Consider the following 26535-nt stretch of genomic DNA (forward strand, 5'->3'; position numbering starts at 1 on the left):
GCGGTTCGCAAGCGCATTCTCGTCGCCCAGTTGCAGTCTCGCGGACAAGAAGGGTGCTCCGGGTCAGGCGAGGTGCTTGAGCGCCTCGCGTCGGCTCAACGGGGAGAGGGCGGGGTGGGCGTCGACGAACGCGCGCACCCACTCGGGATCCGTGCGAGCGAAGTCCCGCAGCGCCCAGCCGATCGCCTTGCGGATGAAGAACTCCGGATCCGCGATGTTCGGCTCGATCGCGTCGGTGAGCAGCGCGCGGTCGGTCGCGTCCTTGCGCTGCAGCTGCGCGATGATCGCGACCCGGCGGATCCAGAAGTCCTCGTCGTCGGCCCAGACCCGCAGCTCCACGGCCAGCTCGGCGGGATGCGCGTCGAGGAGATCGGCGAGGCGGTGCGCGACCTCGTCGACGTGGTCCCACCAGGCGCCGGTGCGGACCATCTCCTCGTGCACGTCCAGCATGTCCAGCCGCCCGCGCAGCGGCCGCAGGGCCATCAGCGCCTGCGCGGCATAGCGCTCCTCGCGGTGGCCGGCGCTGCGCCACAGCTCGAGCGCGGCATCGCGCAGCTCGTCCGCATCCGCGATGCCGCGCGCGGCCTCCCTGGTGAGCCGCCTGGCCTCGGGCACCCGCACGCCGAGGAACGGCATGGCCGACTTCATGTAGGCCTGCTGGCCGGGGGCGAGGGCAGGATCCGCGGCGTTGCGCAGGGCCTCTCGGACGGTGGCGGCGAGGGGCGAGGAGGAGGTCACATCAGCAGTGTAGAAATCTTTCGGAGAATCTTCGACGGACTGTCGATCCGGCGTCTTCTCGTTCGACGTCTTCAGTGAGAGGGTCGAGACACGACCTGAGACGAGGAGACAGAGACCATGAAGTTCATGCTGATCATGCGCGCGGACGAGCAGGGTGTGCGGGCGTACGAGGACATGCCGTTCGAAGAGGTCATCGCGGCGATGGGTCGTTACAACGAGTCGATGATCAAGGCGGGCGTGCTGATCGCCGGCGAGGGACTCACCGACGCGGCCGAGGGCTTCGTCGTCGACTTCTCCGCCGAGGCGCCGCTGGTCACCGACGGCCCCTACGGCGAGACCAAGGAGCTGTTCAACGGCTTCTGGATCATCGAGGTGTCCACGCGCGAGGAGGCGGCGGAGTGGGCCAAGCGCGCTCCGCTCAGCGCCGGCGCCTACCTCGAGGTGCGTCGCGTCACCGAGATGGAGGACTTCCCGGCCGATAACGAGTGGATCCAGAAGGAGGCCGGCTGGCGCGAGGAGGCGGCCGCCCGCGCGGCCGAGTGAGGACCATGCCGGGATCCGATTCCACGGCGACGGCGGGCTCCCCGGTGGAGCGCGCCGTCGCCGCGGTGTGGCGCATCGAGTCGGCGCGCATCGTCGCGACCCTGACCCGCTACACCGGCGACTTCGGGCTCGCGGAGGACCTCGCCCAGGATGCGCTTCTGGAAGCGCTCGCGCAGTGGCCGCAGGATGGCATCCCCGCGAACCCCGCCGCGTGGCTGACGGCGGTCGCCAAGCGCCGCGCGATCGACGGCTGGCGGCGCAGAGAGCGCTACGACGACCGGCTCGCGGTGATCGCGCATGATCTCGCGCGGGAGCAGGACGACGCCCTCGATGCGCCGCCGTGGGATCCGGACGCGATCGACGACGACGTCCTGAGGCTCGTCTTCATCGCCTGTCACCCCGTGCTGTCGCGTGAGGCCCGTGTGGCGCTCACGCTGCGCGTGGTCGGCGGTCTCAGCACCGAGCAGATCGCCCGCGCCTTCCTCGTGCCGACCGCGACCGTGCAGCAGCGGATCGTGCGCGCCAAGAAGACGCTCGCCGCGGCGAAGGCCCCGTTCGAGGTGCCGTCGAGGGAGGATCTCCCGGCGCGGCTCGGCGCCGTGCTCGGCGTGCTGTACCTGGTGTTCAACGAGGCGCACGCGGCGACTGCCGGGGAGGACCTGCTGCGTCCGGATCTGGGCCGCGAGGCGATCCGGCTCGCCAGGGTGCTCGCCGCGCTCCTGCCCGGAGAGCCCGATGCGCACGCGCTGCTGGCGCTCATGGAGCTCACCGCCGCCCGCTTCCCGGCGCGGGTCGATGCGCACGGGGATCCGGTGCTCCTCGCGGATCAGGACCGCCGGCTGTGGGATCGGGGCAGAATCGCGCGCGGACGCGCCGCCCTGGCCCGTGCGGACGCGTTCGGCCGTGGGCGCGGCGCCTATGCGCTGCAGGCCGCGATCGCGGAATGCCATGCGGTGGCGCCCACAGTCGAGGAGACCGACTGGGCAACGATCGTGCTGCTGTACGAGGCGCTCGGCCGGATCGCGCCGTCGCCGGTCGTGGAGCTCAACCGCGCCGCCGCGGTCGCGATGGCCACGGGACCCGCCTCGGCGCTGCGCATCATCGACGCCCTCGCCGAAGGCGGTGCACTGCGCGGGTACCACCTGCTGCCCGCCACCCGCGGCGAGCTGCTGCTGCGGCTCGGGCGCGAGGAGGAGGCGCGGTCGGAGTTCGCGGTCGCCGCAGCGCTCGCGGGTAACGACCGCGAGCGCGCGCTGCTCGAGCAGAAGGCGCGCGGCTGAGCAAGGCCATCCGCACCCACGACGAAGGCCGCCCTCCGAGGAGAGCGGCCTTCGTCGTGGAACCGTGCGCTAGTTGGATCTGGCGATCGCGATCATGCGCAGGATCTCGACGTACAGCCAGACCACGGTGACCATGATGCCGAAGCCGCCGAGCCAGCCGTACACGCGCGGGGCGCCGTTGCGGACGCCCTGCTGGATCTGGTCGAAGTCCATCACGAGAGAGTAGGCGGCCATGAAGACCACGAGCACGCCGATGATGAGGCCGAGCGGGACCGGTCCGATCTTGACCTGGCTGAGGAGGCCGAACATCTGGTTCTGCGGCAGCACGCCGAAGAGCATCAGTCCGACGTTCAGCAGCGAGAAGACGAGGTAGCCGAGCATCGCGATCATCACGATCTTGGTCATCTTCGCCGAAGCGCGCACCTTGCCGCTGGCGAACAGCGCGAGGGTCACCGCGACGACCGCGACGGTCGCGAGGCTGGCCTGCAGCACGATTCCGGGGTACAGCACCTCGAAGTACGCGGAGATGCCACCGATGAACAGGCCCTGGAACGCCGCGTAGGCGACGATCAGTGCAGGGCGCACCTTCTTGCGCGAGGTGAAGCTCACGATCATCGCGAGTGCGAAGCCGCCGATCGCGCCGACGATCCACGGCCACATCTGGATCGTGGCCAGCACCGCTTTCTTGACGTCCGCATTGTTGGTATCGGGAACGACCCCGCCCGGGAGCGTGAAGAACCAGCCGATCACGGCGAAGACCAGCAGGATGGCGAACAGGCCCGCGGTCTTCCACACGGTGTCCTCGACGGTCATCCGGTTGGTCTCGATCGCGCCCGCCGGGGGAGAGGCGTACATCCCCTCGAGGTTGGCGTTCACGGCGGCCTGCTGCGCCGCGAACTGCCCGGCGGGCGGCGGCGCGTACTGCCCGTTCTGGGCACCCGCCTGCGGGCCTCCCGGATAGGTCGCGACGGCGCGCGGATCCTTCTCCTTGAACGCCGGGTTGTTGAAGGCGAAGTTGCTCATGGTCGGCCTCACTCCTCAGAAGTGGTGGTCATCTTCCTTCTACGATAGCGGCGGATCCTCTGAGCGGCACTGACGTACGCTGAGAGCGTGACCCGACGGATCCCGCTCGACGTCCCCCTGATCATCGGCCATCGCGGCGCTCCCGGCTATCGTCCGGAGCACACCGCCTCCTCGTACCGCCTCGCGTTCGCGATGGGCGCGGATGCCGTCGAACCCGACGTCGTGGCGACGAGCGACGGCGTGCTGGTGATCCGGCACGAGAACGAGATCTCCGGGACGACCGATGTCGCCGATCACCCCGAGTTCGCCGATCGGCGCACGACGAAGCGCATCGACGGGGTGGCACTCACCGGCTGGTTCACCGAGGACTTCACCTGGGCCGAGCTGGCCACGCTGCGCTGCCGTGAGCGCGTGCCGGCACTGAGGCCAGGATCCGCGGGGTTCGACGACACCGAGCCGATCCTGCGCCTGTCCGATCTGCTGGCGCTCGTTGCGGAGGCCTCGATCGAGCACGGCAGGGAACTCGGCGTCGTGCTGGAGATCAAGCACGCCACGTTCTTCGCCGGGATCGGGCACGACCTCGCGGCACTGGTCGAGCGCGACCTGCGAGCCGCGGACTGGGCCTCGGGGGAGCACCCGCTGTGGATCGAGTCCTTCGAGCTGACCGTGCTGGGCGATCTGCGCGCGCGCGGAGTGCCGGCCGTCTACGTCTACCTACTCGAGGCCGAGGGGGCTCCCGCGGATCTCGTCGCCCGCGAAGGCACCGCTGCGCCGGACTACGCCCAGACCCTGACCCCGGCGGGGCTGGACGCCCTGAACGGCGGCGTCGACGGCATCAGCGTGGACAAGCAGATCCTGCTGCGGCGTTCGGGACGCGAGCTGGTCGCCGAGGCGCATGCACGCGGCCTCGTCGTGTTCACGTGGACCTGCCGCCCGGAGAACGCCTTCCTCGACCGCAGGTTCCGCCGCGGCGCCCAGGGCGCCTTCGGGGACTACCGGGCGGAATGGGCGGCGATCGCCGGCACCGGCGTCGACGGCGTCTTCGTGGATCATCCCGATCTCGGACAGGTCGCGTTCCGGGGCTGAGTGGCCGCGCCCGGCAGGGTTCGATGTCGGCGGGCGGACCTAGACTTGTGAGGTCATGAGCGAAGCCCCTTCCCCCGTCATCCTCCCGCCCGGATCCTCCCACCGAGGGCCGGCGGGGCCGGCCTCCGGCGCCTCCGCCGACGACCTGCTCACGGGGCTCAACCCGCAGCAGCTCGACGCGGTCACCTACCGCGGGCAGGCGCTGCTGATCGTCGCCGGCGCGGGGTCGGGCAAGACCAGCGTGCTCACGCGCCGCATCGCCCTGCTGCTGCGTCAGCGGGAGGCCTGGCCCAGCCAGATCCTGGCGATCACGTTCACCAACAAGGCCGCAGGAGAGATGCGCGAGCGCGTGGAGCAGCTCGTGGGCGATTCCGCGCGCGGCATGTGGATCTCGACGTTCCACTCCGCGTGCGTGCGGATCCTGCGTCGCGAGGCCGAGCAATTCGGCTTCACGAAGTCGTTCACGATCTACGATTCCGGCGACTCGCGTGCACTCATCAAGCGCCTCGTGAAGGACCACGAGGCCGATGCGTTCGGCTTCACCCCCGCGGCGATGCAGTCGCGGATCTCGAAGCTCAAGAACGAGCTGCAGGACGCCGAGTCATACGCCCGGCAGGCGAACATGTCGGATCCGGCGGAGCGCGTCTTCGTCGAGGTCTTCGCCGACTACCAGCGCCAGCTGCAGAAGGCCAACGCCTTCGACTTCGACGATCTCATCGGGCAGACCGTGTACCTCTTCCGCGCGTTCCCGCAGGTCGCCGACGTCTATCGCCGTCGCTTCCGGCACATCCTCGTGGACGAGTACCAGGACACCAACGCCGCCCAGTACGCCCTGATCCACGAGCTCACCCGTCCGGTTCAAGGTGATGCGCCCGAGCCGCATGCCTCCAACGGAATGATGATCTTCGAGCCTGACCCGCACGAGTCGGCCGGGGCCGAGCCCGGAGCCTCGCTCACGGTCGTCGGCGACTCCGATCAGTCGATCTACGCCTTCCGCGGCGCGGACATCCGCAACATCAGCGAGTTCGAACGCGACTTCCCCGGCGCCAAGGTCGTGCTGCTGGAGCAGAACTACCGCTCCACGCAGAACATCCTGTCGGCGGCGAACGCCGTGATCAGCAACAACTTCGATCGCAAGGACAAGAAGCTCTGGAGCGACAAGGGCTCCGGCCACGCGATCGTCGGATTCACCGGCTACTCGCAGCACGACGAGGCGCAGTTCGTCGCCGATGAGGTCGAGTCGCTGCGCCGTGCCGGCATGCCCTACGGCGAGATGGCGGTCTTCTACCGCACCAACTCGCAGTCCCGCGCGCTGGAGGAGATCTTCATCCGCTCCGCCGTGCCGTACAAGATCATGGGCGGCACCAAGTTCTACGAGCGCGCCGAGATCAAGGACGCGCTCGCCTATCTCGTCGCGATCGCGAACCCGGCCGATGAGATGGCGGTGCGCCGGATCCTGAACAAGCCGCGCCGCGGCATCGGCGACGTCACGGAGACGTCGATCGCGCGCTTCGCGGAAGAGCACGGACTGAGCTTCCGCGACGCGCTCGCGCACCCGACCCAGCTCGGCGTCGGCCCCAAGATCCAGGCCGCGATCGCGCTGCTGGACGCGGTGCTGCGCGAGGCGACGGAGATCATGCTGCCGGCCTCCGGCGAGGTGGCGCCGCCCACCGCGGTCGCCGAGGGGCTCACCCTGCTGCTGCAGAAGAGCGGCTACATGGACGCGCTGCGCGCGAGCCGTGACCCGCAGGACGAGGCGCGGCTGGAGAACCTCGACGAGCTCATCGCGGTGACCCGCGACTTCGCGCGGAACAACCCGGAGGGCACGATCGCCGACTTCCTCACCGAGGTCGCGCTCGTCTCCGACGCCGACGACCTCGACGACGAGTCCGGGGTGGTCTCCCTCATGACGATGCATACGGCGAAGGGCCTCGAATTCGACGCCGTGTTCGTGACCGGCGTGGAGGAGGACCTCATCCCGCACCGGATCTCGGCGAACGAGCCCGGTGGTCCGCAGGAGGAGCGGCGCCTCTTCTACGTGGGGATCACGCGCGCCCGCAAGCGTCTGCACATCTCGCTCGCGATGACCCGTGCGCAGTTCGGCGAGGTCTCGGTCGCGATGCCGAGCCGGTTCCTGCAGGAGATCCCGGCCGAGCTCATCGACTGGCGGCAGTCCCCGGGGGATGTGAACTCGCGCGGCGGCATGCAGTCCCGTGCCTTGAACGCCCGTCGGCCCGGCGGATCCGGAGGATACGGATCGGGCGGTTCGGGCGGCGGATCCGGCGACAGGTTCGCTCCGCGGGCGCTGCCGAAGCGGGACGGGCTCAAGCCGCTGTCGACCGCGATGGACAAGTTCCCGAACCGGGTCACGGCGAAGGTGCGCGACAACGGCGACCTCGAGCTCGCCGCGGGCGATCGCATCAGGCACGACGACTTCGGTGAGGGCACCGTCGACGCGATCACCGGCGAGGGGGCGAAGCGGATCGCGCACGTGCGCTTCGACGCCGCAGGTCAGAAGAAGCTGCTCGTCAAGATCGCGCCGATCGAGAAGCTCTGACCGCCGCTCGACGATCGTGGACACGCGGGGGCGTGGCGGAGGGCGGTCCCGGTTTAGGCTGGGGCAATGGGCCTTTTCTCGCGCCGTAAGAAGCAGGACGACGACGTCACGCCGGAGTCCGCTCCCGCCGCCGCAGAGGTCGGTTCGGACGCCGAGACGGTCGTGAGCACGCCCGGCATCGCGTCGGCATCCGAGCCCTCGGGCGACGCCGCCGCGCCCGTGGTCAACGTCTCCGTGCAGGCCTTCCGCGGCCTGGGGTCTCCCTCCGGCCCTGCGGTCGCCCCTCCCGCCGAAACCCCGGAGGCGGGGCACGACCTGATCGACCCCGTCGAGGACGAGACGCCGATCGCGCCCGGGCAGGCGCAGGCGCCGTCGGGCCGTCCTCCTCTTCCTCTCGCCCCGGTGGATCCGCCAGAGCAGACCGAGTCGATCCCCGGCATGCCCGACAACGCGCTGCTGCGCGATGCGCTGGCGCAGCTCGGCGACGACGCGAGCCAGGCCGAGCTGCTGGGCGTGCTGCGTCAGTCGTTGCAGGGACACCTCTTCCTGCGCGTGAGCGGCGATGCCGGAGAGCAGATCAAGGAGGGCAAGCCTCTGGCCATCGCGGTCGTCAACGACGGCGAGAGCTCCTTCATGCTGGCGTTCAGCTCCGCCGCTGCGGTGCGCGACTCCGTGCAGCAGGGCGATGAAGACCCGGCGGAGACCTCGGCCGTGGTGCAGCCCGTGCAAGCGGTCTATCAGAACGTCATCGACGGACCGTTCGCGGGCCTCATCATCGACAACGCCTCCGAGCCGCATCGCGTGGTGTTCCCCTCGGAGATCCTGCAGAAGGCGCTCGAGGAGGCGGATCCGACGTTCGCCGTCAAGACCCTGCTCGCTGCCCCCCGGGAGGCGGACTCCGAGGCGCGCGTCGCCGAGGCGCTCACCACAGCCCGGCTCTGGGTCGCGGTCAGCGACGTGGAGGGCGACGGCCAGTACGGCGTGGCGGAGGCGCACACCGCCGACGGCTCGCGCTACCTGCAGCTGTTCAGCCACCCTCTCGAGGTCATCGCGCTCGGCCGCGGCGATCAGCCGCTGCCCTTCACGGCCGAGCAGATCGGCGGCGTGCTGGTGCAGCAGCCCGGGATGAGCGGCGTGCTCGTCGACGCCGCGGGGCCCGCGATCGCCGTGAGCCGCGAGGCTCTCGCACCCGTGATCGCGCTCGCGCCGGCGGAATAGGAGGGCGTTTCAGGGCCGCGTTCCACTGCTCCTCAAGGTTCCCTGAAGGAAGCCTGAAGAACGCGTCCAGTTCCTTGCATACCAGTATTACGGCTCTCAGGATGGGGTTCATCAGCCCCTGACCGCAAGGAACAACATGAACGCCGAGGCATCCTCCACACGCAACCGTCGCAAGATCCTCGCCGTGCTCGCCGGAGGCCTCGTCCTCGGCGTGGGTGCGGCCATCACGCTCGCCGCGTGGAACGACTCCGAGTTCGCGACCGGCACCTTCACCGCCGGCTCCTTCAACCTCGAGGGATCCACGACCTCCGCGACGGCCGGGTTCAGCAACCACAACGTGACCAAGGGCGACACGGCCGCCGCTCTGAGCATCAGCGCGCCGTTCAGCAACCTCACTCCCGGTGACGTCGTCTACGCGCCGTTCTGGGTGCGCCTGGACAGCACGACGACCAACAACGCGACTCTCGTGGCGTCGACGGGCACGGGCACGGGCGCCAACGCGAGCAACATCTCCTACTCCGTGTACTCGATCGCGCCCGCCGCGACGTGCGACGCGACCGCCACCACCGGGACGCTCGTCGCTTCCGGCACCGACCTCACGACCTTCACGGCCGGATCCAGCGTCGCCCTCAGCAAGGGCGCGACCGCGGGAACGGCGGGCACCGCCACGCAGCTGTGCTTCGTCGCGACCGCGAAGTCGTCCCTCGCCCAGGGAGGGGCTGCGACCGGGACCTGGTCGTTCACGGCCACCTCGAGCTGACCCATGCCTTCCGGGGAGACCACGACCGTCGTGCCGACGCGTCGCCGCCTCCGCACGCGCCGGCGCGGGCTCGCCCTGAAACGGATCAGGGCGGTGCTCGCCGGCGGGCTCGTGCTCGGCGTCGGCGCCACCGTGACGCTCGCGAGCTGGAACGACGGCGAATACGCCACCGGCACGTTCACCGCCGGGAGGTTCGATGTCGTCGGCAGCATCAACGGCACGACCTTCGCGAGCCACGCGACCGCGGGCACGGCGATCGCGATGACCTTCGCCGCGGCAGCGGACGCGGCGGCGCTGGCGCCGGGCAAGACGGTCTACGCGCTGTTCAGTGTGAAGACCGCCAACCCGTCCGTCGCAGGAACGGTCAAACTCACCGCGGGCACCTATGCGCCGGGCACGCTCGCCGACTACCTCACGTACGGGGTGAAGACCGTCACGGCCGCGCAATGCGCGTCGGCCGCCGACTACGCGGCGGCGGGATCCGCGGTCGTCATCGCCGACGGGGCGGCGCTGAGCACGACGGCGGCCGGATCCCAGACCCTCGCCGCGAACGGCGGGAACCAGGTGAACTACTGCTTCGCGATCACCATGCCGTCCACGGCCGGCAATGGTGCACAGGGCCTGGCACTGACGCAGACATGGCAGTTCGTCGCGACGTCGAGCTGACATCGCACACCGCACGAGAAGGAGAAGGAACGTGACCCAGGCGACGACCCCGGCACCGCTGACCCGCCGTGCCCAGCGCGAGTCCGACTCGACCGCCCCACGACGTCGGTCGACGGCGCGTGGGGTGCTGAGCGAGGTGCTGCTGTGGGTCGCGGCACTCGCCGGTCTGATCTGCATCGTGCTGGTGGTGCTGGCCTTCACGGCGCACATCACCCTGATCATGTTCCGCACCGGATCCATGTCCCCGACGATCCCCGCGGGATCCGTCGCGATCGTGCAGCAGATCCAGGCCGGCCAGGTGCACGTCGGCGATGTGGTGACCGTGGATCGTCCCGGCCAGCTGCCCGTCACCCACCGGGTGCGCGCGGTGGAGGACGGTGCGTCGTCGGCCCAGCGCCTCATCACGCTGCGTGGAGACGCCAACGCGCAGGACGACCCCGCGCCCTATCCGGTGAGCACGGTGCGCATCGTGCGCTTCGCGATCCCCGGTCTCGCGCCCGTCATCGTCGCGTTCGGGAACCCTTTCGTGCTCGGCGGGCTCACGCTCGGCGCGACGGCGCTGGTGATCTGGGCGTTCTGGCCCCGGACGGGCGGTCACGACCGAAAGGTCGACGAGGTGACCGAGGGCGCGCCGGGTTCATGATGAGACGGATCCGGTGTGCGGCGGCCGTCCTACTGGCAGGGCTGGTCGTGGCGCTGACCGCGGCGCCGGCGCAGGCCGCAGTCGTGACCGAGACCGTGCAGGGGCGGTATGTGCGGATCGTGTCGAGCGCGGACTGGTCCGCTGCGGCGGCGATGACGGACGGCATGAGCGTGCGCTGGGACCTGACGGTCAGCGCGCATGCCCCGGATCCCGGATCCGTGCGGGTCAGCGTCAGCGCTAACGGCGCCGTGCCGCTCGCGGTCGACGTCCGCACGTGTGCGGAGCCGTGGCGGGGCTCGGACTGCTCGTCGGGGGAGCGCATGTTGCGCGCGGACTGGGCGGTGCCGCGCGGCGGGCAGCCGGTCGAGATCGAGGCGATGCCCGCGGACGCCGTCGCATACCTGCGCCTCGACGTGCGGGTCGGTGACGACGCGCAGCGCGGCGCGTCAACGCAGATCAGGGTGCACGCCGACGGACTCGGGGACGCCGTGCAGATCGGGCCGGGACCGGAGCATGCCCTTCCCGCGACGGGTGGTGGCATACCGGTGCCCGTGATCGTCGTGGGTGGCGTGCTCGTCGTCGCCGCCGCGGTGATCCTCGTCGTCGCGGCACGACGGCGGCGTGACGGCGGTGAGCGATGAGCCGCCGCGCCGCGGCACGGAGGACGTTCACCGGGGTCCTCGCGCTCTTCAGCGTCCTGTTCCTCGGGCTGATGCTGTGGGCTCCGCCCCTGCAGAAGACCGACGCGTCCTACACCGACGCCGAGTTCGCGGGAGGGAGCGGGGTCAATGCGGTTCGACTGGTGCCGCCGCAGATCACCGGGGTCTCGACGTGCCGCAGTGCGCTGCTGGGCGGCAACATCATGGTGGTCACGTGGAAGTGGACGGCGCAGACCGCGCCCTACTCCGGTTTCACCGCGGCCGCCGATACGGAGTGGCAGATCGCGGGAACGGCCTGGCAGGCGGTGCCCACCACCGGTCCGGACGCGAACGGAACCTACACCACGACCTTCACCAGCAGTCTGCTGTCGGGGCTGCTGGGCGGGCTGCTCGGCGAGACGTTCAGCTCCAATGTGCGCACCAAGGCATGGACCGGCTGGGTCTCCCCGACCGTCTCGACGCTCACCTATACCAAGCCGATCCTGAGCACTCCCACCTGCACGTTCGCGAACGGGAGCTGATCGCGCTCGCGTCCGGTCACTCCGCCAGGGCGAGCGCGCGGAACATGTCGCGCTCGCGCAGCGCGTCCCGGCTGCTGGACGCGGCGGGCGCAGGTCGGGGAGGTGTCTGGCCCGTCGTGCGGTGATAGAGCTCGTCGATCAGGCGGGTGGCGAGGCCGACCAGCTGGCCGATCTCGCGATCGTCGCGATCGATCCACACCGACTTGGGCTCGTCGTGGATGGGCTGGAAGTCGTCGTGCTCCTCCCATACGAACAGGGTGCGCTCGGCGCCGAGCACATGCTGCTGCCACCACACCTGACGCAGGTAGGTGCGGGGGATGGATCGCCACGACTTGTTGGTGGTCTTGATCTCCGCCAGGAGGACGCGCCCGTCGGCCTCCTGCACGATGCCGTCAGGGGTGGCCAGGTGCCGCTTCTCGACCTCGGCGCAGAACAGCGCGGACGAGGGCAGGATGCCGTGCGTGGCCGCGACCCAGGCGGCGATCTCCGGCTCGCGCCGCCGGCCGTGGTCCGTGTAGGCGTTGCCGCCGAAGCGGGGTCCGGCGCCGAGTTTCGCGTCCGCCGCGCGGGCGATGGACCCGGCGCTGGTGAGCCCTGCGACGTCGGTCGCGGTGATGCCGCGCGCCCTGGCTCGTAGCCACGCCACCCGATCGCGGGAATCCGCGATGATGCGCGCTTCGAGCTCCGGGGTCACCTGTCGAGGCTACCTCCGCCCGCCGACGCTCACGACCTGGCGCGCCGCGCTCCGCGGGTTGCCGAGTGCGCGGGACGTTGACTGCGGACGTGGGTGCTGTTGCCGAGTGCACGGGATGTTGTCGGGTGCGCGGGTTGTTGGCGTCGAGTTCCGGTGCGTTCGGTGGGATCCGGTGTTCTCGGCGGGATCCGATATCGAGCCAGACTGCGGCGCGATCGTCCTGCACGGAAGGCCGCGCGGGGGAGCTCCGCACCGGTTCTGTGATCGCTGCTCGGCCGCCCTGCGCGGGTGTTCAGGATGAGGCATGGCACTGATCTCCGAGGCGGTCGTCCCGCACCATGAGCCGATCCTTGAGCATCTCGTGCGCTCGCGGGAGGACCTGATCCTGAACGGCTGGACCGACCGGCGGATCGCCGCAGCCGTGCGGGCAGGCGTGCTGTTCCACATCCGTCGCGGCTGGTACATCGACGCGGACGAACGCTCCGGTCTCTGGCCGGAGGAGCAGCACAGGGCGCACGTGATCGCCGTGGCGCGGGACGGTCGGGGCGGCGCTATCGCGTCTCACACGTCGGCGGCGGTGCTGTGGCGACTTCCGCTGTATCGCATCCGATGCGCCCGCGTGCATCTCACGACGAGTCTGGCGCGACGGATCTCGAGCGCCCCGGACGTCATGAGGCACGCGACGCCCATCGACGCCGAGGACGTGGTCGACATCGACGGGATCCGGTGCACATCGCTTGCTCGGACGGTCTTCGACCTCATCGGCACCCTGCCGCTCGAGGCCGCGGTGGCGCTCGCCGACGCCGCGGAACGACAGATGGCGCTGCGGCTGAGGGAGTGGGACGTCGAAGCCGTGACTTCCTGGCGACTCGGTCTGTCTCGACGGTTCGGCGAGGCCGGCGGGATGCGCGGGATCCGGCAGGCGCGATGGGTCTTCGCATTCGCCGATGGGCGGGCGGAGTCGCCGGGGGAGAGCGTCAGCAGACTGCAGCTGCGACGGCTGGGATATGCGCCCCCTGCACTGCAGGTCCCGATCCCCGGTCCGGATGGCCGCATGTACTACGTCGATTTCGGGATGGATGACGTCGGCTCGCTCGGTGAGTTCGACGGGAAGGGCAAGTATCTCGATGAGGCGATGCGCTCCGGCCGCTCGATCGAACAGGTGATCCACGACGAGAAGCGGCGCGAGGACTGGATCCGTGGCAGGACGCAGAAGCGATTCGCCCGATGGGGGTCGGAGCACATCAGCACGCCGCATGCGCTCGGGAGGCGGCTCGAATCCTTCGGGATCAGCCCACCGTGATGAGATGCGCGGGGAGTCGCGGATCCGTTGACTGCACGGGTCGTTGCCGAGCGCACCGGTTGTTGACGCGAAGTTCCCGTGCGCTCGGCAGGATCCCGTGCGCTCGGGAAACTCGGCGTGCCAGGATCCGATGACCTCGGCGAGATCCTGCGAGCCAGGCGCGAAGCCCGGACCGCGCCGATTTGGGGGAGCAGTCGGGATGCCGTAGTCTTGTCGTAACCGAAGACCGCTGGTCATCGTCGTGTGCGCGAGCATGAGGCGATCGAAGCACTGCCGGATCATGGATCCGCATGGCAGAGGCCCGCGCAGGTGTCACGAACGATCTCCAGGATTCTGGATCACGCTCCGTGCGCTTGCGCCGGAGCGTTTTTGTTTGCCTGCAGAGCGCGGCGGTCCAGGTCGGTGCTCCACTGCCGTGGAGCATCCCGTACCCATCAAGGAGTGACCATGGCGCAGAAGGATGCATCGGTCGCCGAGCTCACGAAGAATTTCGAGGACTCGAACGCCGTCCTGCTGACCGAGTACCGCGGTCTGACGGTTGCCCAGCTCAAGCAGCTGCGCAACAGCATCCGTCAGGACGCGAGCTACGCCGTGGTGAAGAACACGCTGACCAAGATCGCCGCGAACAACGCGGGGATCACGGCGCTGGACGACGACCTCAAGGGTCCGTCGGCCGTCGCTTTCGTGCACGGTGACTTCGTCGCCACCGCCAAGGCTCTGCGTGACTTCGCCAAGGCGAACCCGCTTCTCGTGATCAAGGGCGGCATCTTCGAGGGCAACGCCCTGAGTGCCGACGAGGTCAACAAGTACGCCTCGCTGGAGAGCCGTGAGGTTCTGCTGGCCAAGGCCGCGGGCATGATGAAGGCGACGATGGGCAAGGCTGCGGCCACCATCGATGCTCTTCGCGAGAAGCTGGAGACCGCTGAGGCTGCCTGAGCCTCCCCGGTCTTTTCCCCACAAACCCCATCTATTAGGAGAAACATCATGGCGAAGCTCACCACTGAGGAGCTGCTCGACCAGTTCGCTGGTCTGACCCTTGTCGAGCTCAGCGAGTTCGTGAAGGCGTTCGAGGAGAAGTTCGACGTCACCGCTGCTGCTCCCGTCGCCGTCGCCGGCGCTGCGGGTGGCGCTGGTGCCGCTGAGGCCGAGGAGGAGAAGGACTCGTTCGACGTCATCCTCGAGGCTGCCGGCGACAAGAAGATCCAGGTCATCAAGGTCGTCCGCGAGCTCACCTCGCTCGGCCTCGGCGAGGCCAAGGCTGTCGTCGACGGTGCTCCGAAGGCCGTCCTCGAGGGCGCCAACAAGGAGGCCGCCGAGAAGGCCAAGGCTTCCCTGGAGGAGGCCGGCGCTACGGTCACCCTCAAGTAATCTCGCGTTTCGACGCTGCGAAGGCCCCGGGTTCTCCCGGGGCCTTCGTGCGTCTCCGGGTGGATCCGTCAGCGTGCGGCGTCGAGACGGGGGACGGCTGTCGACTGGCGGGCCACCAGCGTCGCCGGGGAGATCACATGCTCGAGCGGCGCCTCGGCGTCCTGCATCCGTGCCTGCAGCAGGCGGACAGCCTCGACGCCCTGCTCCCGCGGATTCTGCCGGATCGTGGTGAGGCTGAACATCTCGGCGTAGCGATGGTCGTCGATCCCGATCACGCTCAGCTCGCTGGGCACGCCGATGCCGAGGCGCTGCGCGGCGATGATCGCCCCCACGGCCGCCTCATCGCAGACCGCCGCGATCGCCGTGGGGCGCTTCCGCCGGTCCGCGAGCAATGCCGCCGCGGTCGCGAACGCCTCGGGGATCGTGGACTGCGTGGGAACCGCGCGGATGCGATCCTCCAGCCCGGCGGCGATCATCGCCTGGCGGTAGCCGTCCAGACGCTTGCGCTCGCCGAAGCTGAACCGGTCGGCGTCCTCCGCGTCGCCGAGGAACGCGATGTCCTCATGGCCGAGGTCGATCAGATGCTCCGTGGCGACGCGTGCGGCCACGACGTCATCGATCGTGACGGTGTCCGCATGCTCGGCGAACGGGCCCACCGAGACGAGGGGCAGGCCGGTGCCGGCCAGACGCTCGAGCTCGTGCGCCCCCGGCTGCAGGCAGACGGCGATGATCCCGTCGAACCGCCGCCCGGCCAGGGCGTGGTCCAGCATGCGGGCGCGCTCGTCGCTGCCCTCCGCGGCGCCGTACAGGGCGAGGTCGAGGCCGTCGTCGATGAGGGCCTGCTGGAGTCCTGCGAGCAGTTCGGCGAAGTACCAGCGGTCCGCCATCGGCATGATGACGCCGATCGTGGAGGTGCGCCCCGTCGCGAGGCTGGATGCGCTCGAGTGCGCCGAGTAGGCGAGCTCCCGCGCGGCGCGTTCGACGCGCTCCCTGGTCTCGGCCGAGACGTAGCCGTTCCCGCTGAGGGCGCGACTGGCCGTCGACTTCGCCACGCCGGCACGCAGCGCCACATCGATGATCCCGGTCACGGCGACCCCTCCTCGAAAAACGGATTCCCTCACCATAGCGATATCTCAGAAAGGATGGAACCGGTTCCCTGAGAGCGGTCCCATATATTCCGCGGCTCGACGCGCCCGGTTATGCAGTTGTGATCCAAAGCCGTTGCGCAATGGGCAGGAGGGTCACTAGTGTCGCCTGGAAGCGGTTCCTGAAGGAGCCCCCAGCGCTGGGGAAATCGCCCCCGCGAATTCGAAGGAGAAAACGTATGGGAATGTCTCAGCGACGTCGCCTGATCGCGCCTCTGGCACTGCTCGCGGTGTCCGGCCTCGCTCTCGCGGGCTGCGCCGAGGGCGGCAGCTCGAGCGGCGGAGACTCGTCCGGCAAGGGGGAGACCGTCAAGATCTCCGGCGGCATCACGGGGTCCGAGGCGGACCTGCTGAACAAGTCCTTCGACCAGTTCACCAAGGACACCGGCATCAAGGTCGTCTACACCGGCGACAAGAGCTTCGAGGGCAACATCGTCACCAAGGTGCAGGGCGGCAGCGCCCCCGACATCGCGATCGTGCCGCAGCCGGGTCTGCTCAAGAGCCTCGTGGACACGGGCGATGTCAAGACCGCCCCCAAGGAGGTCGAGGCCAACGTCGACAAGAACTGGTCCAAGGACTGGAAGAAGTACGGCACGTTCGACAGCAAGTTCTACGCCGCCCCGATGCTGGCCAACGTCAAGGGCTACGTCTGGTACTCGCCGGCGAAGTTCAAGGAGCTCGGCGTCGAGGTTCCCAAGACCTGGGACGAGCTGCTGACCCTCACCAAGACGCTTCAGGAGAAGTCGGGCGCCGCCCCGTGGTGCGCGGGCTTCGCCTCGGGTGACGCCTCCGGCTGGCCGGGCACCGACTGGATCGAGGACCTCGTGCTGCGTCAGAGCGGGCCGGACGTCTACGACCAGTGGGTCGACAACAAGGTGAAGTTCACCGACCCGCAGATCAAGCAGGCCTTCGACGCCGTGGGCACGATCCTGCTCGACCCGAAGTACGTCAACGCAGGCTTCGGCGACGTGAAGAGCATCAACTCGACCGCCTTCGCCGACGTCGCGGCCAAGGTCGCCGACGGCACCTGCCTGATGACGCACCAGGCCTCGTTCCTCTCGTCGAACTTCCTCGACGTGAAGACCAAGGCCGGCGCGGCGCCGAAGGTCGCCCCCGACGGCGACGTGTACGCCTTCGTCCTTCCCGGTATGAAGGAGGGCGAGAACGCCATCGAGGGCGGTGGCGAGTTCGTCGCCGGCTTCAGCGACACCGCCGCCACCAAGAAGGTGCTCGAGTTCATGTCCTCCGCGGACTTCGCGAACGCCCGTGTCAAGCTCGGCGGCGTGATCTCGGCGAACAAGAACGCCGACGCGTCGCTGGCCTCCAGCCCGTTCCTGCAGGACGCCATGAAGACGCTGCAGGACGACAAGACGGTTCTGCGTTTCGACGCCTCCGACCTGATGCCGGCGACGGTGGGATCGGGCTCGTTCTGGAAGGGCATGGTCAGCTGGATCGACGGAAAGCCGACCGACCAGGTGCTGAGCGACATCCAGGCGGGCTACAAGAACTAGTCTGAGCATCACCTGCGAGGGCTGCGGGGCTCGTCCGCATCGGCGGGCGGCCCCGCAGTCGTCAGCAGGTCAGATCCTGACAGAGTTCGACGGCGAACCCAGAAGGGGGTCCACATGTCGCAAACCACGATGTCGCCACCCACGTCGACCGCGTCTCCGCGATCCGGTCGCACGACCGCCTCCCGATCCGTCACGATCGGCGCCATGATCGTCGGCGCGATCGCGATCATCGGAGTCTTCCTCGCCCTGCTGGTGAGCCCGGAGCCCGAGACCCCGGTGCCGACCAGCCTCGGCTTCTCACTGAAGAGCTTCTTCGTCTGGATCGGCGGACTCAACCCGCTGCTGCAGATCCCGATCGTGCTCGTCGTCTTCGCGGTCGTGGCGGCGATCCTGCTGCTGCTGATCGAGTACGCGCCGCGGCACGGCAAGGGCTACTTCTGGCTGCGCCTGGTCGCCTGCTTCGTGATCCCGGTGCTGGCCTTCATGCTGCTGCGCCCGTACCAGAACTCGCTGATCTACGTCATGATCATCGCGCTGCTCGCCGGCGGCATGCTGTTCTTCGCCGACTACCGCGCGCGGGAGGGGGCCGGATACACCCTGCAGCTTCTGCTGTTCATGGCGCCGGCGGGACTCCTGTTGATCATCGGCCTGATCTACCCGGCTGTGAGCACCGTGATCCAGTCCTTCTTCGACAAGACGGGCAAGGACTTCGTCGCGCTGGAGAACTACCAGTGGGTGTTCACCAACCCGGAGGGCTTCTGGTCGGTGATCAACACGCTGATCTGGGCGCTCATCGCGCCGATCGTGTCGACCGTCTTCGGTCTGGCCTACGCCGTGTTCATCGACCGGGCGCGCGGCGAGAAGCTCCTCAAGGTGTTCGTCTTCATGCCGTTCGCGATCTCGTTCGTCGGCGCCGGCATCATCTGGAAGTTCATCTACGACTACCGTCAGGGCGACCAGATCGGTCTGCTCAACGCGATCGTGACGATGTTCGGCGGCAAGCCGATCGGCTGGCTGGACACGACGCCGCTCGTGAACACGATCTGCCTGCTCATCGTGTTCATCTGGACGCAGACCGGATTCGCCATGGTGATCCTCTCCGCGGCGATCAAGGCGGTGCCGACCGAGCAGATCGAGGCGGCGTCGCTCGATGGCGCCAACGCGTGGGAGAGGTTCCGCAACGTGACGGTGCCGGGGATCCGCTCCTCGCTCATCGTCGTGCTGACGACGATCACGATCGCCTCGCTGAAGGTCTACGACATCGTTGCCGTGATGACCGGTGGTCGTGCCAACAGCACCGTGCTGGGCTTCGAGATGGTCAACCAGCAGCAGCGCTTCCAGAGCTACGGTCACTCCTCGGCGCTGGCCGTGGTGCTGTTCCTGTTCGTGCTGCCGCTGATCATCTACAACGCCCGGCAGATCCGCAAGCAGAGGGAGATCCGCTGATGAGCGCGACGCAGGCAGTCGTCACCGACAACCGCACGAAGCGCCAGGTCGAGCGCGACACCCGCCGCCACGAGGCGACGGCGCAGAAGCGGCTCACCTCGAGGGGCGCCACGATCGCGGCAGTGATCATCGCGATCTTCTGGACGATCCCGACCTTCGGCCTGTTCGTCACGTCGTTCCGCCCCGGTGCCGACTCGAACAGCACCGGCTGGTGGACCGTGTTCGTGAATCCGGGTTTCACGCTCAGCAACTACGCGGATGCACTGACCTCCGGAGGCACGGCGCTGACGCTGGGCGCGTCGTTCCTGAACTCGCTGGCGATCGCGATCCCAGCAACCGTGGTGCCGATCTTCATCGCGTCGCTCGCGGCGTACGGGTTCGCCTGGATGAACTTCAAGGGCAAGAACATCGTGTTCGTGTTCGTGTTCGCCCTGCAGATCGTGCCGATCCAGATGGCCCTCGTGCCGCTGCTCTCGCTGTTCTCGCGGGGACTCACGCTGTTCGGCACGCAGATCTTCCCCGGCCTCGAGTTGCGCGATGTGGATCACAGCTTCGCGACGGTGTGGATCGCGCACGCGATCTTCGCCATGCCGCTGGCGATCTTCATGCTGCACAACTTCATCGCGGAGATCCCGAGCGAGGTCGTCGAGGCGGCACGCGTGGACGGGGCGAGCCATGGACAGATGTTCTTCCGGATCATCCTTCCGCTGGCGATGCCGGCCATCGCCTCGTTCGCGATCTTCCAGTTCATCTGGGTCTGGAACGATCTGCTCGTGGCGACGATCTTCGCCCCGGAGTCCTCGCTGCCGTTGACGCAGACGTTGAACTCGCTGTCAGGGACCTGGGGCAACCAGTGGTTCCTGCAGTCGGCGGGAGCGTTCATCTCGATCATCGTTCCGCTGATCGTGTTCTTCGCCCTGCAGCGGTTCTTCGTGCGCGGCCTGCTGGCCGGCGCGACGAAGGGCTGATCCGCTCGGCGCCCCGGAGGCCGGGACCCGCTCCTCGCGGGCCCCGGCCTCCGTCGGGCCACCGGCCCGGCTCCAGGGCGAGGCGCCGCGCGCAGGGGAGAATGGCCGGATGACACGTCGGCTCGCTCTCGTCCTCGGGATCGTCGGGGTGGCGATCGCGGTCGCCACGGCGGTGGTGCTGGCGACCTCTCCCGCGGTGATCGTGTCGCTCGACGACGCGTGGAACCTGGAGATGCTGGAATGGCGCGGGACGGTGCTCGTCGGCTGGGCGCTGGTCATGAACGTGCTCGGCGGGGGATGGGTTGCGACCATCCTCACCCCGCTCCTGATCGCGGCCCTCGCCTGGCTCGTGCGGGGCTGGCGCGGCGCCCTGTTCGCGTTGATCGCCTTCGCGGTGAGCGCGGGGATCGTGCAGCTCGTGAAGAAGGCCCTGGGTCGTGCCCGTCCGCAGGACCTGCTGATCGCCTCAGATTTCGGATCCTTCCCATCCGGGCACACGGCGAACGCCGCAACTCTCGCGGTGGTGCTGTGGTTCCTGTTCCCGACACTGTGGGTCGCGATCGGGGGAGCCGTGTGGACGGTGGCGATGGGATTCTCCCGCACCGTGCTCAGCGTGCACTGGTTCAGCGACACGGTCGGCGGCGCGCTGATCGGCGCCGGCGCCGCGTTCCTCGCGGCCGCCGTGCTGTGGCGCTGGGTGCGGCTGCCTCAGGTCCTCGACGGCGTCGAGGTGCGGGATCCCCGCGCGGATCCGCCTCGCTAGGCTGAGAGGATCCGCAGGTCCCTGAGCGAGCGTAGCGAGACGAAGGGCGCGATCGAAAGGCACCCCGTGGCACGCATCCGACCGTTCCGCTCCGAAGACGTCGACGCGCTCTCCGACGTGTGCGTGAAGACCGCCGACGTCGGCAAGGACGCCACGGGGATGCTCGAGGACGACGCGCTGTGGGGCGACCTGTTCGCGGTGCCCTATGCGCTGCGCGACCCGGCGCTCTGCTGGGTCGTCGAGGCGGACGACGCGCGGGTGATCGGCTACATCGTCGCCACGGATGACACGAATGCGTTCGCCACCTGGTTCCGCGACGAGTGGTGGCCCTCGCGCCGCGATCGCTACCGTGCGTCCGGTGCGGCCGTGCCGACCCCGCAGGACCGCTTCATCGCCTACGGCGACCGCCAGGCGCCGGGTGACGACCCGATCGTGCAGGAGTACCCGGCGCACCTGCACATCGACCTGCTGCCCGAGACGCAGGGCCAGGGACTCGGGCGCCGCCTCATCGACACGCTGCTGGCCGAGCTCGGACGGCGCGGCGTGCCGGCGCTGCACCTCGGGATGAACGCCGACAACCTCTCCGCGGGTGCGTTCTACGAGCGCCTCGGCTTCACCGAGCTCGCCTCGGGCGAGGGCAGCACCACCTACGGGATCCGGATCCCCGCGGCCTGACGCGCCTCTGGCCGGCAGGGGCTCCGCTCTGACATCGCAACTCCGCAGGACGCCTGCAACTCCGCAGGAGGATCCGGGCGGATCCGTCCTGCAGAGTTGCAGATGTCCTCGAAAACGGCGGCCGGCGCGCGGGCGGCTCAGACCTCAGCCGGCGATGCGCTCGCGCAGACGGTCCAGCTCGGCCGGCGCCAGGCCCCCGTCGAGGAGATAGGACGCGGATCCGCCGCGGTCATCGATCCAGGAGAGTGCGGTCTCCATCGCGGACGGCGGGGTCGCGGTGACCAGATCGGTGATCGCGGGAACCAGCGGAACCCCCCAGGTCCGGGCGCGTGCGAGCATCCGCTCGGCCCATTCGCCGGCGAGATTGCGCTCGCTGGCGGCGTAGTCGGCGACGATCGCAGCCCGGTCCGCTCCGGCGGCGTCGAGCAGCAGAGCAGTCGCCACGCCGGTGCGGTCCTTGCCCGCCGTGCAGTGCACGAGCACTCCTGGACGGTCCGGATCCTCGGGGGAGACGAGCACGCGCGCCACCTCCGCGAAGGCGGTCGCCGCGCTCTCCAGCATCGCCGTGTACAGGACAGGGAGCGTCGGGATCCGCGCGAGCATCGCCCGCATCGTCTCCTCGTCGGGCGCACCCGTGCCGCCGGCGGTGCTCGACGGTCCGGCCGCCGGAGCGCCGGTCATCGCACCTTCGAGAAGAGAGAGCTCGCGCACCCGGAACGAGTGCTGCGAGGGCAGGCGGTTGGGGGCTTCTGCCCTCTCGCTCTCCGTGCGGAAGTCGACGATCGTGCCGATCGGGCTGGCGGCGATCGCGTCCAACCCGGCGTCCGTCGTGGTGCTGAGCGCGTCAGAGCGGTAGAGCACGCCGTGCCGCGTGAACCCGCCGCCGGTGAGCGGCATCCCTCCCGTGTCTCGCGAGTTGTACGTGCCGTCGATGAGGGTGGTCATACGATCTCCTGTCGGTTGGCCGGCATTGCGGCGGCCTGGATGCGGACGAGTTCGGTGCGCGTGCGCTCATATGCGTCGCGGCGCAGCACACCGCGCAGCCCTGGCAGGGTCAGCAGCGATGCGAGCACGACCGCCGTCCCCACGAGATAGAGAGCAGCGTAGTTCTTGTCGCCTCCCGAGATCGGGTCCGCGCCTCCGATCAGCACGATGAGAGGGGCCAGGGCGGGGGCGATGGACTGGGGCAGCGTCTTGGCGATGTTGAAGATGCCGAGGTACTTGCCCTCCTCGCCGAGCGGCAGCGTGCGCATCGCCAGGGCGAGGTCGACCGCGTAGTACGCGCCGAGCGCGAGCCCGGCGAGCAGGGAGCTGATCCAGAACACCGCGGTGCTGTCGGTGAACGCCTTGAGCAGCAGCGATACGGCCATGAGCGTGACCGAGGCGACCACGAACGGGGTGTAGTTGCCGCGCCGGGACGCGAAGTAGCCGCACGCGAAGGCCGCGATGAAGTTGAGTGCGGCACCGGCCAGCGTGGCGACCGAGGTGAGCGATGCGGCCGAGGTCTGCTCCAGGTTCAAACGCACCATCAGATAGAACAGCCCGAACGTGGACACGACGGAGTATCCGAACTGCATGGTGGCGCGCTGGATCCACACGAGGGTGAAGGCCCGCGTCCGGAACGGATTGAACACGAACGCAGCGAAGACCTGCCGGATCGAACGCTGCTCACCTGCGGTGTGCGAGGCGGGGGGATCGGGAAGCCGGAGGCACACGATCACGATGATGATCACGGCGACCAGGGGCATCGCCAGGATGACCACGGGCAGGTTGGATGCGAACAGGGTCGCCACCAGCATCGCCGGCACCAGGCCGAGGAATCCGAAGGCGCCGAAGATCCCCGAGGCCTTGGCGCGCTGCTCCTCCGGGATCTGATCGGCCAGCAGTGCCGACAGCGAGGCCAGGGTGGCGTTGTAGGCGACCTGGGAGAGCACCCATCCGAGGACCAGGACGGGCACGTTCGGGGCGACCGTGAGGATCACCGCCGAGAGGAGTCCGCCGACGGCGCCGGCCAGGAGCCAGGGGCGCCGTCGGCCGAAGCGGGAGCGGGTGCGGTCGGAGAGATGGCCGAAGACCGGATTCGCCAGCAGCGCCGCCAGCGCGCCGAGAGCCGTGACGAGGCCCAGCGCTCCCTCCTTCTGCGTGGCGGGAACGATCTGCAGCACCTTCAGCGACAGGGAGACCACGAGCGGCGTGACGAGGGCGCCGAGCGTGACCAGTTCGATGAGGGCGAGCAGATAGACGCGGGACATCGGCACGCGCAGCGGTGCGGATGCGTCGGTGACGGGCGTGGTCATGGTGATCCTTCCTCGGAATCGTGCGGGTCCCTCATTGGACCAGCGCCTCACGTCCGGACCGTAAAGCCTTAGTGACGACTAGGTTAACTCGTTCAGGAGCGTAGCTCGCCGGATCCGAGAGGCGCAATCGCTTCTGACAGACTCGCCTAGTAGCCACTAGGTTTATGGTCCTGACGCGGGGAGCGGTTCCCCGCGCGAGAGCTGAGGGAGCGGTCATGCACGCAGAGCCCACGACGATCGACGACCAGCGAGTGGACGATCTGCTGCGTCTGATGACCCTTGAGGAGAAGGTGGGGAGCCTGCTCGTCGCCCGCGTCGTGTGCGGGGCCGACGGAACGCTGTGGGAGGGCGCCGATGGTGAATCCCCGTTCGGCTTCCACCCGACGACCGAGCTGGTGCGCGATCGGCACGTGACCCACCTCACCCTGATGAACCCGGCGCCGGTCGCTGACCTCGCCCGCTGGGGTTCCGCCGTCCGCGCGCTCGCCGCGGACACCCGCCTCGGCATCCCGGTGTCGGTCGCGGCCGACCCCGTGCACGGTCGCGTCCGTAACGCGCAGGTCGCGATGAGCGGCGGCGGATTCACGGTGCTGCCGGAGCCGATCGGCCTCGCCGCCACTCGCGATCCGGAGCTCGTGCGCGAGATCGCCGGGATGATCGGATCCGAGCTGCGCGCCGCGGGACTGCACATCGCCCTGCATCCCATGGCCGATCTCGCCACGGAGCCGCGCTGGGCGCGCGTCGCCGGCACGTTCGGGGAGGATCCGCAGCTCGCCGGCGAGCTCGTCGCGGCCTACGTCGCGGGGCTTCAGGATTCCGGCGTCGCCGCCACCGTCAAGCACTTCCCCGGGGGCGGACCGCAGCGCGGCGGCGAGGACGCCCACTTCGAGCGAGGGGCGCACACCGTGTATCCCGGAGGACGGTTCGAAGACCACCTCGCCCCCTTCGCCGCAGCGGTGCACGCCGGCGTCGTCCGCGTGATGCCGGGCTATGCGGCGCCGCTCGGACTCGACTACGCGGAGGTCGGCTTCGCCTTCGAACGGCGGATCATCACGGGGCTCCTGCGCGAGCGCCTCGGCTTCGACGGGGTCGTCGTGACCGACTTCAACATCGTGCACGGCATGCGCCTGCCCCGGCTCGGCCTGGAGCTGCCGGTGCGCGCCTGGGGCATGCTCGACGCGGATCCGGTCGAGCGCGTCGCCCGGCTCTTCGACGCCGGCGTGGACCAGCTGGGCGGCGAGGACGATCCCGAGCCCGTGCTCGCCGCGATCGAGCGAGGGCTCGTGCCGGTCGAGAGGATCGACGAGTCGGTGCGACGTGTGCTGCGGGAGAAGGAGCGCCTCGGGCTGCTCGCGGACGCAGCAGACCGGGTCGCGGCTGTCGGGGATGTGGCCGAGCGCATCGCGGTGCCCGCCCATCGCGCCCTCGCCCGGAGGGCTCAGAGTGCGTCCATCGTCGCGCTGCAGGGCGCGGCGATGGAGATCACGCCGACGACCAGGGTGTACGTCGAGGGCATCGACGCGCGGGTGCTCGAAGGTCGCGCCCTCGTGGTCGACGCCCCGGAGGAAGCCGATGTCGCGGTCCTGCGGATCGCGGCGCCGTACGAGGCGGCGGAGGGACTTCTCGAGCAGGGCTTCCACGGCGGGAGCCTGGAGTTCCCCTCCGCGGAAGTCGCGCGCATCGCGGCGATCGCCGAGACGGTGCCGACCGTGGTGGACGTCTTCCTCGAACGCGCGGCGGTGCTCACCCCGCTCGCCGCGCTGCCGATCGTGCTCGTGGGAACTTTCGGGGTGGACGACGACGTCCTCTGGGACGCCGTCTCCGGGGGCGCCGCCGTCACGGGGCGCCTGCCCTTCGACCTGCCGCGTTCGATGTCGGCCGTGATCGACTCCAGGGAGGACGTGCCGTTCGACACCGCCGACCCGTTGTTCCGGTGCGGTGCGGGTCTCGTATGGTCGTCAGTGTGACCCGTGCCACCACGCCCGAGACCGACAAGTCCGCCGAGACCGACAAGCGCATCGCCCGCGGTGAGACCCGCCGTGCGGCGATCCTCGCCGCCGCGACCCGCGAGTTCGGGCGCAAGGGATACGAGTCCGCGCGGGTGGCGGACATCGCCCGCGAGGCGGGCGTGACCGATGCCGGCCTCCTGCACCATTTCGCGACCAAGACCGATCTCTTCATGGCCGTCGTGGAGCGCCGCGAGGAGGCCTACCAGTCGATCAGGGTGCCCGCGCCGTCGGTGCGCGCGCTCTTCGACGACTTCATCTCCGCGGTCGCCACCGCGGCGGAGGAACCGGATCTGCTGCGCTTCCGGGTCATGCTCACCGGCGCCTCCCGGATCGCGGGGCATCCCGTCGAGGGGCGCGCGCAGCGGACCCTCGAGGCGGCTCTGGACACGCTCGTGCCGTTCGTGACCGATCGGATCGCCGCCGGCGAGATCAGGGCGGATCAGGATCCTCAGCAGCTCGTCCTCGAGCTTCTGGCGCTGAACGAGGGGATCCGCGACCAGTGGTCGACGCTGCCGGACAGGATCGACTACGCCGCGACGTTCCGAACGGCGGCGGACGCGCTCTATGACCGTGCGTGCGCGCTGAACTCGGCCGGCGAAGCCCAGCCGGGGGCGCCCATGGAGCCGCAACTCTGAAGGACTTCTGCAACTCCGCGGGACGGA

At 69.3% G+C, this 26535-nt stretch carries 26 protein-coding genes; 20 read left to right on the top strand and 6 right to left on the bottom strand.

Annotated features, from left to right (window positions below):
- Window positions 1-63: 63 nt before the first annotated feature.
- Entirely contained in the window at window positions 64-738 is a 675-nt protein-coding gene (locus CQ044_RS00805; protein WP_105686181.1) for a DNA alkylation repair protein, read from the bottom strand.
- 117 nt (window positions 739-855) lie between these two features.
- Here CQ044_RS00805 and CQ044_RS00810 point away from each other — a divergent pair, with 117 nt between their 5' ends.
- Complete coding sequence (locus CQ044_RS00810; RefSeq protein WP_045273376.1) at window positions 856-1281, top strand: YciI family protein; 426 nt, start codon at window positions 856-858, stop codon at window positions 1279-1281.
- A gap of 5 nt (window positions 1282-1286) precedes the next feature.
- Complete coding sequence (locus tag CQ044_RS00815; protein ID WP_105686182.1) at window positions 1287-2561, top strand: RNA polymerase sigma factor; 1275 nt, start codon at window positions 1287-1289, stop codon at window positions 2559-2561.
- Window positions 2562-2630: 69 nt separating this feature from the next.
- Here the strand turns inward: CQ044_RS00815 and CQ044_RS00820 are convergent, their stop codons facing one another.
- Window positions 2631-3584: a Bax inhibitor-1/YccA family protein gene (locus CQ044_RS00820; RefSeq protein WP_105686184.1), complete on the bottom strand. Its 954-nt coding sequence runs from the start codon at window positions 3582-3584 to the stop codon at window positions 2631-2633.
- Between the two features lie 87 nt (window positions 3585-3671).
- Here CQ044_RS00820 and CQ044_RS00825 point away from each other — a divergent pair, with 87 nt between their 5' ends.
- From CQ044_RS00825 to CQ044_RS00860, 8 genes are all read left to right on the top strand, one after another.
- A complete protein-coding gene (locus tag CQ044_RS00825; protein ID WP_258133085.1) occupies window positions 3672-4670 on the top strand; it encodes a glycerophosphodiester phosphodiesterase family protein in 999 nt (332 codons plus the stop codon).
- Between the two features lie 55 nt (window positions 4671-4725).
- Complete coding sequence (locus CQ044_RS00830) at window positions 4726-7227, top strand: ATP-dependent helicase (RefSeq protein WP_105686186.1); 2502 nt, start codon at window positions 4726-4728, stop codon at window positions 7225-7227.
- 66 nt (window positions 7228-7293) lie between these two features.
- Complete coding sequence (locus tag CQ044_RS00835; RefSeq protein WP_105686187.1) at window positions 7294-8445, top strand: SseB family protein; 1152 nt, start codon at window positions 7294-7296, stop codon at window positions 8443-8445.
- A 136-nt stretch (window positions 8446-8581) separates the two neighbouring features.
- Window positions 8582-9205 (top strand): SipW-dependent-type signal peptide-containing protein, encoded by a 624-nt coding sequence (locus tag CQ044_RS00840; RefSeq protein WP_105686188.1) that lies wholly within the window; start codon window positions 8582-8584, stop codon window positions 9203-9205.
- A gap of 3 nt (window positions 9206-9208) precedes the next feature.
- Window positions 9209-9871: a SipW-dependent-type signal peptide-containing protein gene (locus CQ044_RS00845; protein WP_258133086.1), complete on the top strand. Its 663-nt coding sequence runs from the start codon at window positions 9209-9211 to the stop codon at window positions 9869-9871.
- Between the two features lie 31 nt (window positions 9872-9902).
- Window positions 9903-10514, top strand: coding sequence for a signal peptidase I (locus tag CQ044_RS00850; protein ID WP_105686190.1), 612 nt, complete (start codon window positions 9903-9905; stop codon window positions 10512-10514).
- Window positions 10511-11155, top strand: a complete 645-nt coding sequence (locus tag CQ044_RS00855) for an LPXTG cell wall anchor domain-containing protein (protein ID WP_146116716.1) — start codon at window positions 10511-10513, stop codon at window positions 11153-11155. Before CQ044_RS00850 ends, CQ044_RS00855 begins: the two co-directional genes overlap by 4 nt.
- A complete protein-coding gene (locus CQ044_RS00860) occupies window positions 11152-11694 on the top strand; it encodes a hypothetical protein (protein WP_105686192.1) in 543 nt (180 codons plus the stop codon). The genes CQ044_RS00855 and CQ044_RS00860 overlap by 4 nt, the downstream gene beginning before the upstream one ends.
- A gap of 16 nt (window positions 11695-11710) precedes the next feature.
- On the opposite strand, the gene CQ044_RS00865 is transcribed toward CQ044_RS00860, so the two are convergent.
- Window positions 11711-12388, bottom strand: a complete 678-nt coding sequence (locus tag CQ044_RS00865; protein ID WP_105686194.1) for a YqaJ viral recombinase family protein — start codon at window positions 12386-12388, stop codon at window positions 11711-11713.
- 304 nt (window positions 12389-12692) lie between these two features.
- Here CQ044_RS00865 and CQ044_RS00870 point away from each other — a divergent pair, with 304 nt between their 5' ends.
- The 3 genes from CQ044_RS00870 to rplL all read left to right on the top strand — a co-directional run bounded on the left by CQ044_RS00870 (window position 12693) and on the right by rplL (window position 15059).
- Window positions 12693-13691: a hypothetical protein gene (locus tag CQ044_RS00870; RefSeq protein WP_105686196.1), complete on the top strand. Its 999-nt coding sequence runs from the start codon at window positions 12693-12695 to the stop codon at window positions 13689-13691.
- Window positions 13692-14138: 447 nt separating this feature from the next.
- On the top strand, window positions 14139-14627 hold the full coding sequence (gene rplJ / locus CQ044_RS00875) for a 50S ribosomal protein L10 (RefSeq protein WP_105686198.1): 489 nt from the start codon (window positions 14139-14141) through the stop codon (window positions 14625-14627).
- A gap of 48 nt (window positions 14628-14675) precedes the next feature.
- A complete protein-coding gene (gene rplL, locus CQ044_RS00880; RefSeq protein WP_045250549.1) occupies window positions 14676-15059 on the top strand; it encodes a 50S ribosomal protein L7/L12 in 384 nt (127 codons plus the stop codon).
- A 68-nt stretch (window positions 15060-15127) separates the two neighbouring features.
- Here rplL and CQ044_RS00885 read toward each other — a convergent pair whose 3' ends face one another.
- On the bottom strand, window positions 15128-16147 hold the full coding sequence (locus tag CQ044_RS00885) for a LacI family DNA-binding transcriptional regulator (RefSeq protein WP_105686199.1): 1020 nt from the start codon (window positions 16145-16147) through the stop codon (window positions 15128-15130).
- A gap of 236 nt (window positions 16148-16383) precedes the next feature.
- On the opposite strand from CQ044_RS00885, the gene CQ044_RS00890 reads away from it, so the two are divergent.
- The 5 genes from CQ044_RS00890 (at window position 16384) to CQ044_RS00910 (ending at window position 21567) form a co-directional block, all read left to right on the top strand.
- On the top strand, window positions 16384-17715 hold the full coding sequence (locus tag CQ044_RS00890; RefSeq protein ID WP_105686200.1) for an ABC transporter substrate-binding protein: 1332 nt from the start codon (window positions 16384-16386) through the stop codon (window positions 17713-17715).
- Between the two features lie 114 nt (window positions 17716-17829).
- Complete coding sequence (locus tag CQ044_RS00895) at window positions 17830-19161, top strand: carbohydrate ABC transporter permease (RefSeq protein ID WP_105686201.1); 1332 nt, start codon at window positions 17830-17832, stop codon at window positions 19159-19161.
- Window positions 19161-20129, top strand: a complete 969-nt coding sequence (locus tag CQ044_RS00900) for a carbohydrate ABC transporter permease (RefSeq protein ID WP_105686203.1) — start codon at window positions 19161-19163, stop codon at window positions 20127-20129. Before CQ044_RS00895 ends, CQ044_RS00900 begins: the two co-directional genes overlap by 1 nt.
- A gap of 109 nt (window positions 20130-20238) precedes the next feature.
- On the top strand, window positions 20239-20892 hold the full coding sequence (locus tag CQ044_RS00905) for a phosphatase PAP2 family protein (RefSeq protein WP_105686204.1): 654 nt from the start codon (window positions 20239-20241) through the stop codon (window positions 20890-20892).
- Between the two features lie 66 nt (window positions 20893-20958).
- Window positions 20959-21567, top strand: a complete 609-nt coding sequence (locus CQ044_RS00910; RefSeq protein WP_045273393.1) for a GNAT family N-acetyltransferase — start codon at window positions 20959-20961, stop codon at window positions 21565-21567.
- Window positions 21568-21711: 144 nt separating this feature from the next.
- On the opposite strand, the gene CQ044_RS00915 is transcribed toward CQ044_RS00910, so the two are convergent.
- Complete coding sequence (locus CQ044_RS00915; RefSeq protein WP_105686205.1) at window positions 21712-22512, bottom strand: tyrosine-protein phosphatase; 801 nt, start codon at window positions 22510-22512, stop codon at window positions 21712-21714.
- The gene (locus CQ044_RS00920; RefSeq protein WP_105686207.1) at window positions 22509-23864 is read right to left on the bottom strand and encodes an MFS transporter; all 1356 of its coding nucleotides are present in this window, start codon (window positions 23862-23864) and stop codon (window positions 22509-22511) included. Before CQ044_RS00920 ends, CQ044_RS00915 begins: the two co-directional genes overlap by 4 nt.
- 215 nt (window positions 23865-24079) lie before the next feature.
- On the opposite strand from CQ044_RS00920, the gene CQ044_RS00925 reads away from it, so the two are divergent.
- Together CQ044_RS00925 and CQ044_RS00930 are read left to right on the top strand one after the other, a co-directional pair.
- Window positions 24080-25831: a glycoside hydrolase family 3 protein gene (locus tag CQ044_RS00925; RefSeq protein WP_181158137.1), complete on the top strand. Its 1752-nt coding sequence runs from the start codon at window positions 24080-24082 to the stop codon at window positions 25829-25831.
- Window positions 25828-26508 carry a TetR/AcrR family transcriptional regulator gene (locus CQ044_RS00930; protein WP_219844894.1) on the top strand — a complete coding sequence of 227 codons (681 nt, stop codon included), beginning with the start codon at window positions 25828-25830 and terminating at the stop codon, window positions 26506-26508. The genes CQ044_RS00925 and CQ044_RS00930 overlap by 4 nt, the downstream gene beginning before the upstream one ends.
- The last annotated feature ends 27 nt before the right edge of the window (window positions 26509-26535 follow it).

Origin of the sequence: Microbacterium sp. MYb64, assembly GCF_002979495.1 — a bacterium.
GTDB classification, from domain to species: domain Bacteria; phylum Actinomycetota; class Actinomycetes; order Actinomycetales; family Microbacteriaceae; genus Microbacterium; species Microbacterium azadirachtae_A.

What these genes read in the sequence shown, in the direction of transcription:
- CQ044_RS00845 (WP_258133086.1), top strand. Translation starts at nt 9,209, where the DNA reads ATGCCTTCCGGGGAGACCACGACCGTCGTGCCGACGCGTCGCCGCCTC.
- CQ044_RS00925 (WP_181158137.1), top strand. Translation starts at nt 24,080, where the DNA reads ATGCACGCAGAGCCCACGACGATCGACGACCAGCGAGTGGACGATCTG.
- rplL (WP_045250549.1), top strand. Translation starts at nt 14,676, where the DNA reads ATGGCGAAGCTCACCACTGAGGAGCTGCTCGACCAGTTCGCTGGTCTG.
- rplJ (WP_105686198.1), top strand. Translation starts at nt 14,139, where the DNA reads ATGGCGCAGAAGGATGCATCGGTCGCCGAGCTCACGAAGAATTTCGAG.
- CQ044_RS00895 (WP_105686201.1), top strand. Translation starts at nt 17,830, where the DNA reads ATGTCGCAAACCACGATGTCGCCACCCACGTCGACCGCGTCTCCGCGA.
- CQ044_RS00860 (WP_105686192.1), top strand. Translation starts at nt 11,152, where the DNA reads ATGAGCCGCCGCGCCGCGGCACGGAGGACGTTCACCGGGGTCCTCGCG.
- CQ044_RS00870 (WP_105686196.1), top strand. Translation starts at nt 12,693, where the DNA reads ATGGCACTGATCTCCGAGGCGGTCGTCCCGCACCATGAGCCGATCCTT.
- CQ044_RS00840 (WP_105686188.1), top strand. Translation starts at nt 8,582, where the DNA reads ATGAACGCCGAGGCATCCTCCACACGCAACCGTCGCAAGATCCTCGCC.
- CQ044_RS00920 (WP_105686207.1), bottom strand. Translation starts at nt 23,864, where the DNA reads ATGACCACGCCCGTCACCGACGCATCCGCACCGCTGCGCGTGCCGATG.
- CQ044_RS00810 (WP_045273376.1), top strand. Translation starts at nt 856, where the DNA reads ATGAAGTTCATGCTGATCATGCGCGCGGACGAGCAGGGTGTGCGGGCG.
- CQ044_RS00830 (WP_105686186.1), top strand. Translation starts at nt 4,726, where the DNA reads ATGAGCGAAGCCCCTTCCCCCGTCATCCTCCCGCCCGGATCCTCCCAC.
- CQ044_RS00890 (WP_105686200.1), top strand. Translation starts at nt 16,384, where the DNA reads ATGGGAATGTCTCAGCGACGTCGCCTGATCGCGCCTCTGGCACTGCTC.
- CQ044_RS00905 (WP_105686204.1), top strand. Translation starts at nt 20,239, where the DNA reads ATGACACGTCGGCTCGCTCTCGTCCTCGGGATCGTCGGGGTGGCGATC.
- CQ044_RS00835 (WP_105686187.1), top strand. Translation starts at nt 7,294, where the DNA reads ATGGGCCTTTTCTCGCGCCGTAAGAAGCAGGACGACGACGTCACGCCG.
- CQ044_RS00900 (WP_105686203.1), top strand. Translation starts at nt 19,161, where the DNA reads ATGAGCGCGACGCAGGCAGTCGTCACCGACAACCGCACGAAGCGCCAG.
- CQ044_RS00815 (WP_105686182.1), top strand. Translation starts at nt 1,287, where the DNA reads ATGCCGGGATCCGATTCCACGGCGACGGCGGGCTCCCCGGTGGAGCGC.
- CQ044_RS00820 (WP_105686184.1), bottom strand. Translation starts at nt 3,584, where the DNA reads ATGAGCAACTTCGCCTTCAACAACCCGGCGTTCAAGGAGAAGGATCCG.
- CQ044_RS00855 (WP_146116716.1), top strand. Translation starts at nt 10,511, where the DNA reads ATGATGAGACGGATCCGGTGTGCGGCGGCCGTCCTACTGGCAGGGCTG.
- CQ044_RS00915 (WP_105686205.1), bottom strand. Translation starts at nt 22,512, where the DNA reads ATGACCACCCTCATCGACGGCACGTACAACTCGCGAGACACGGGAGGG.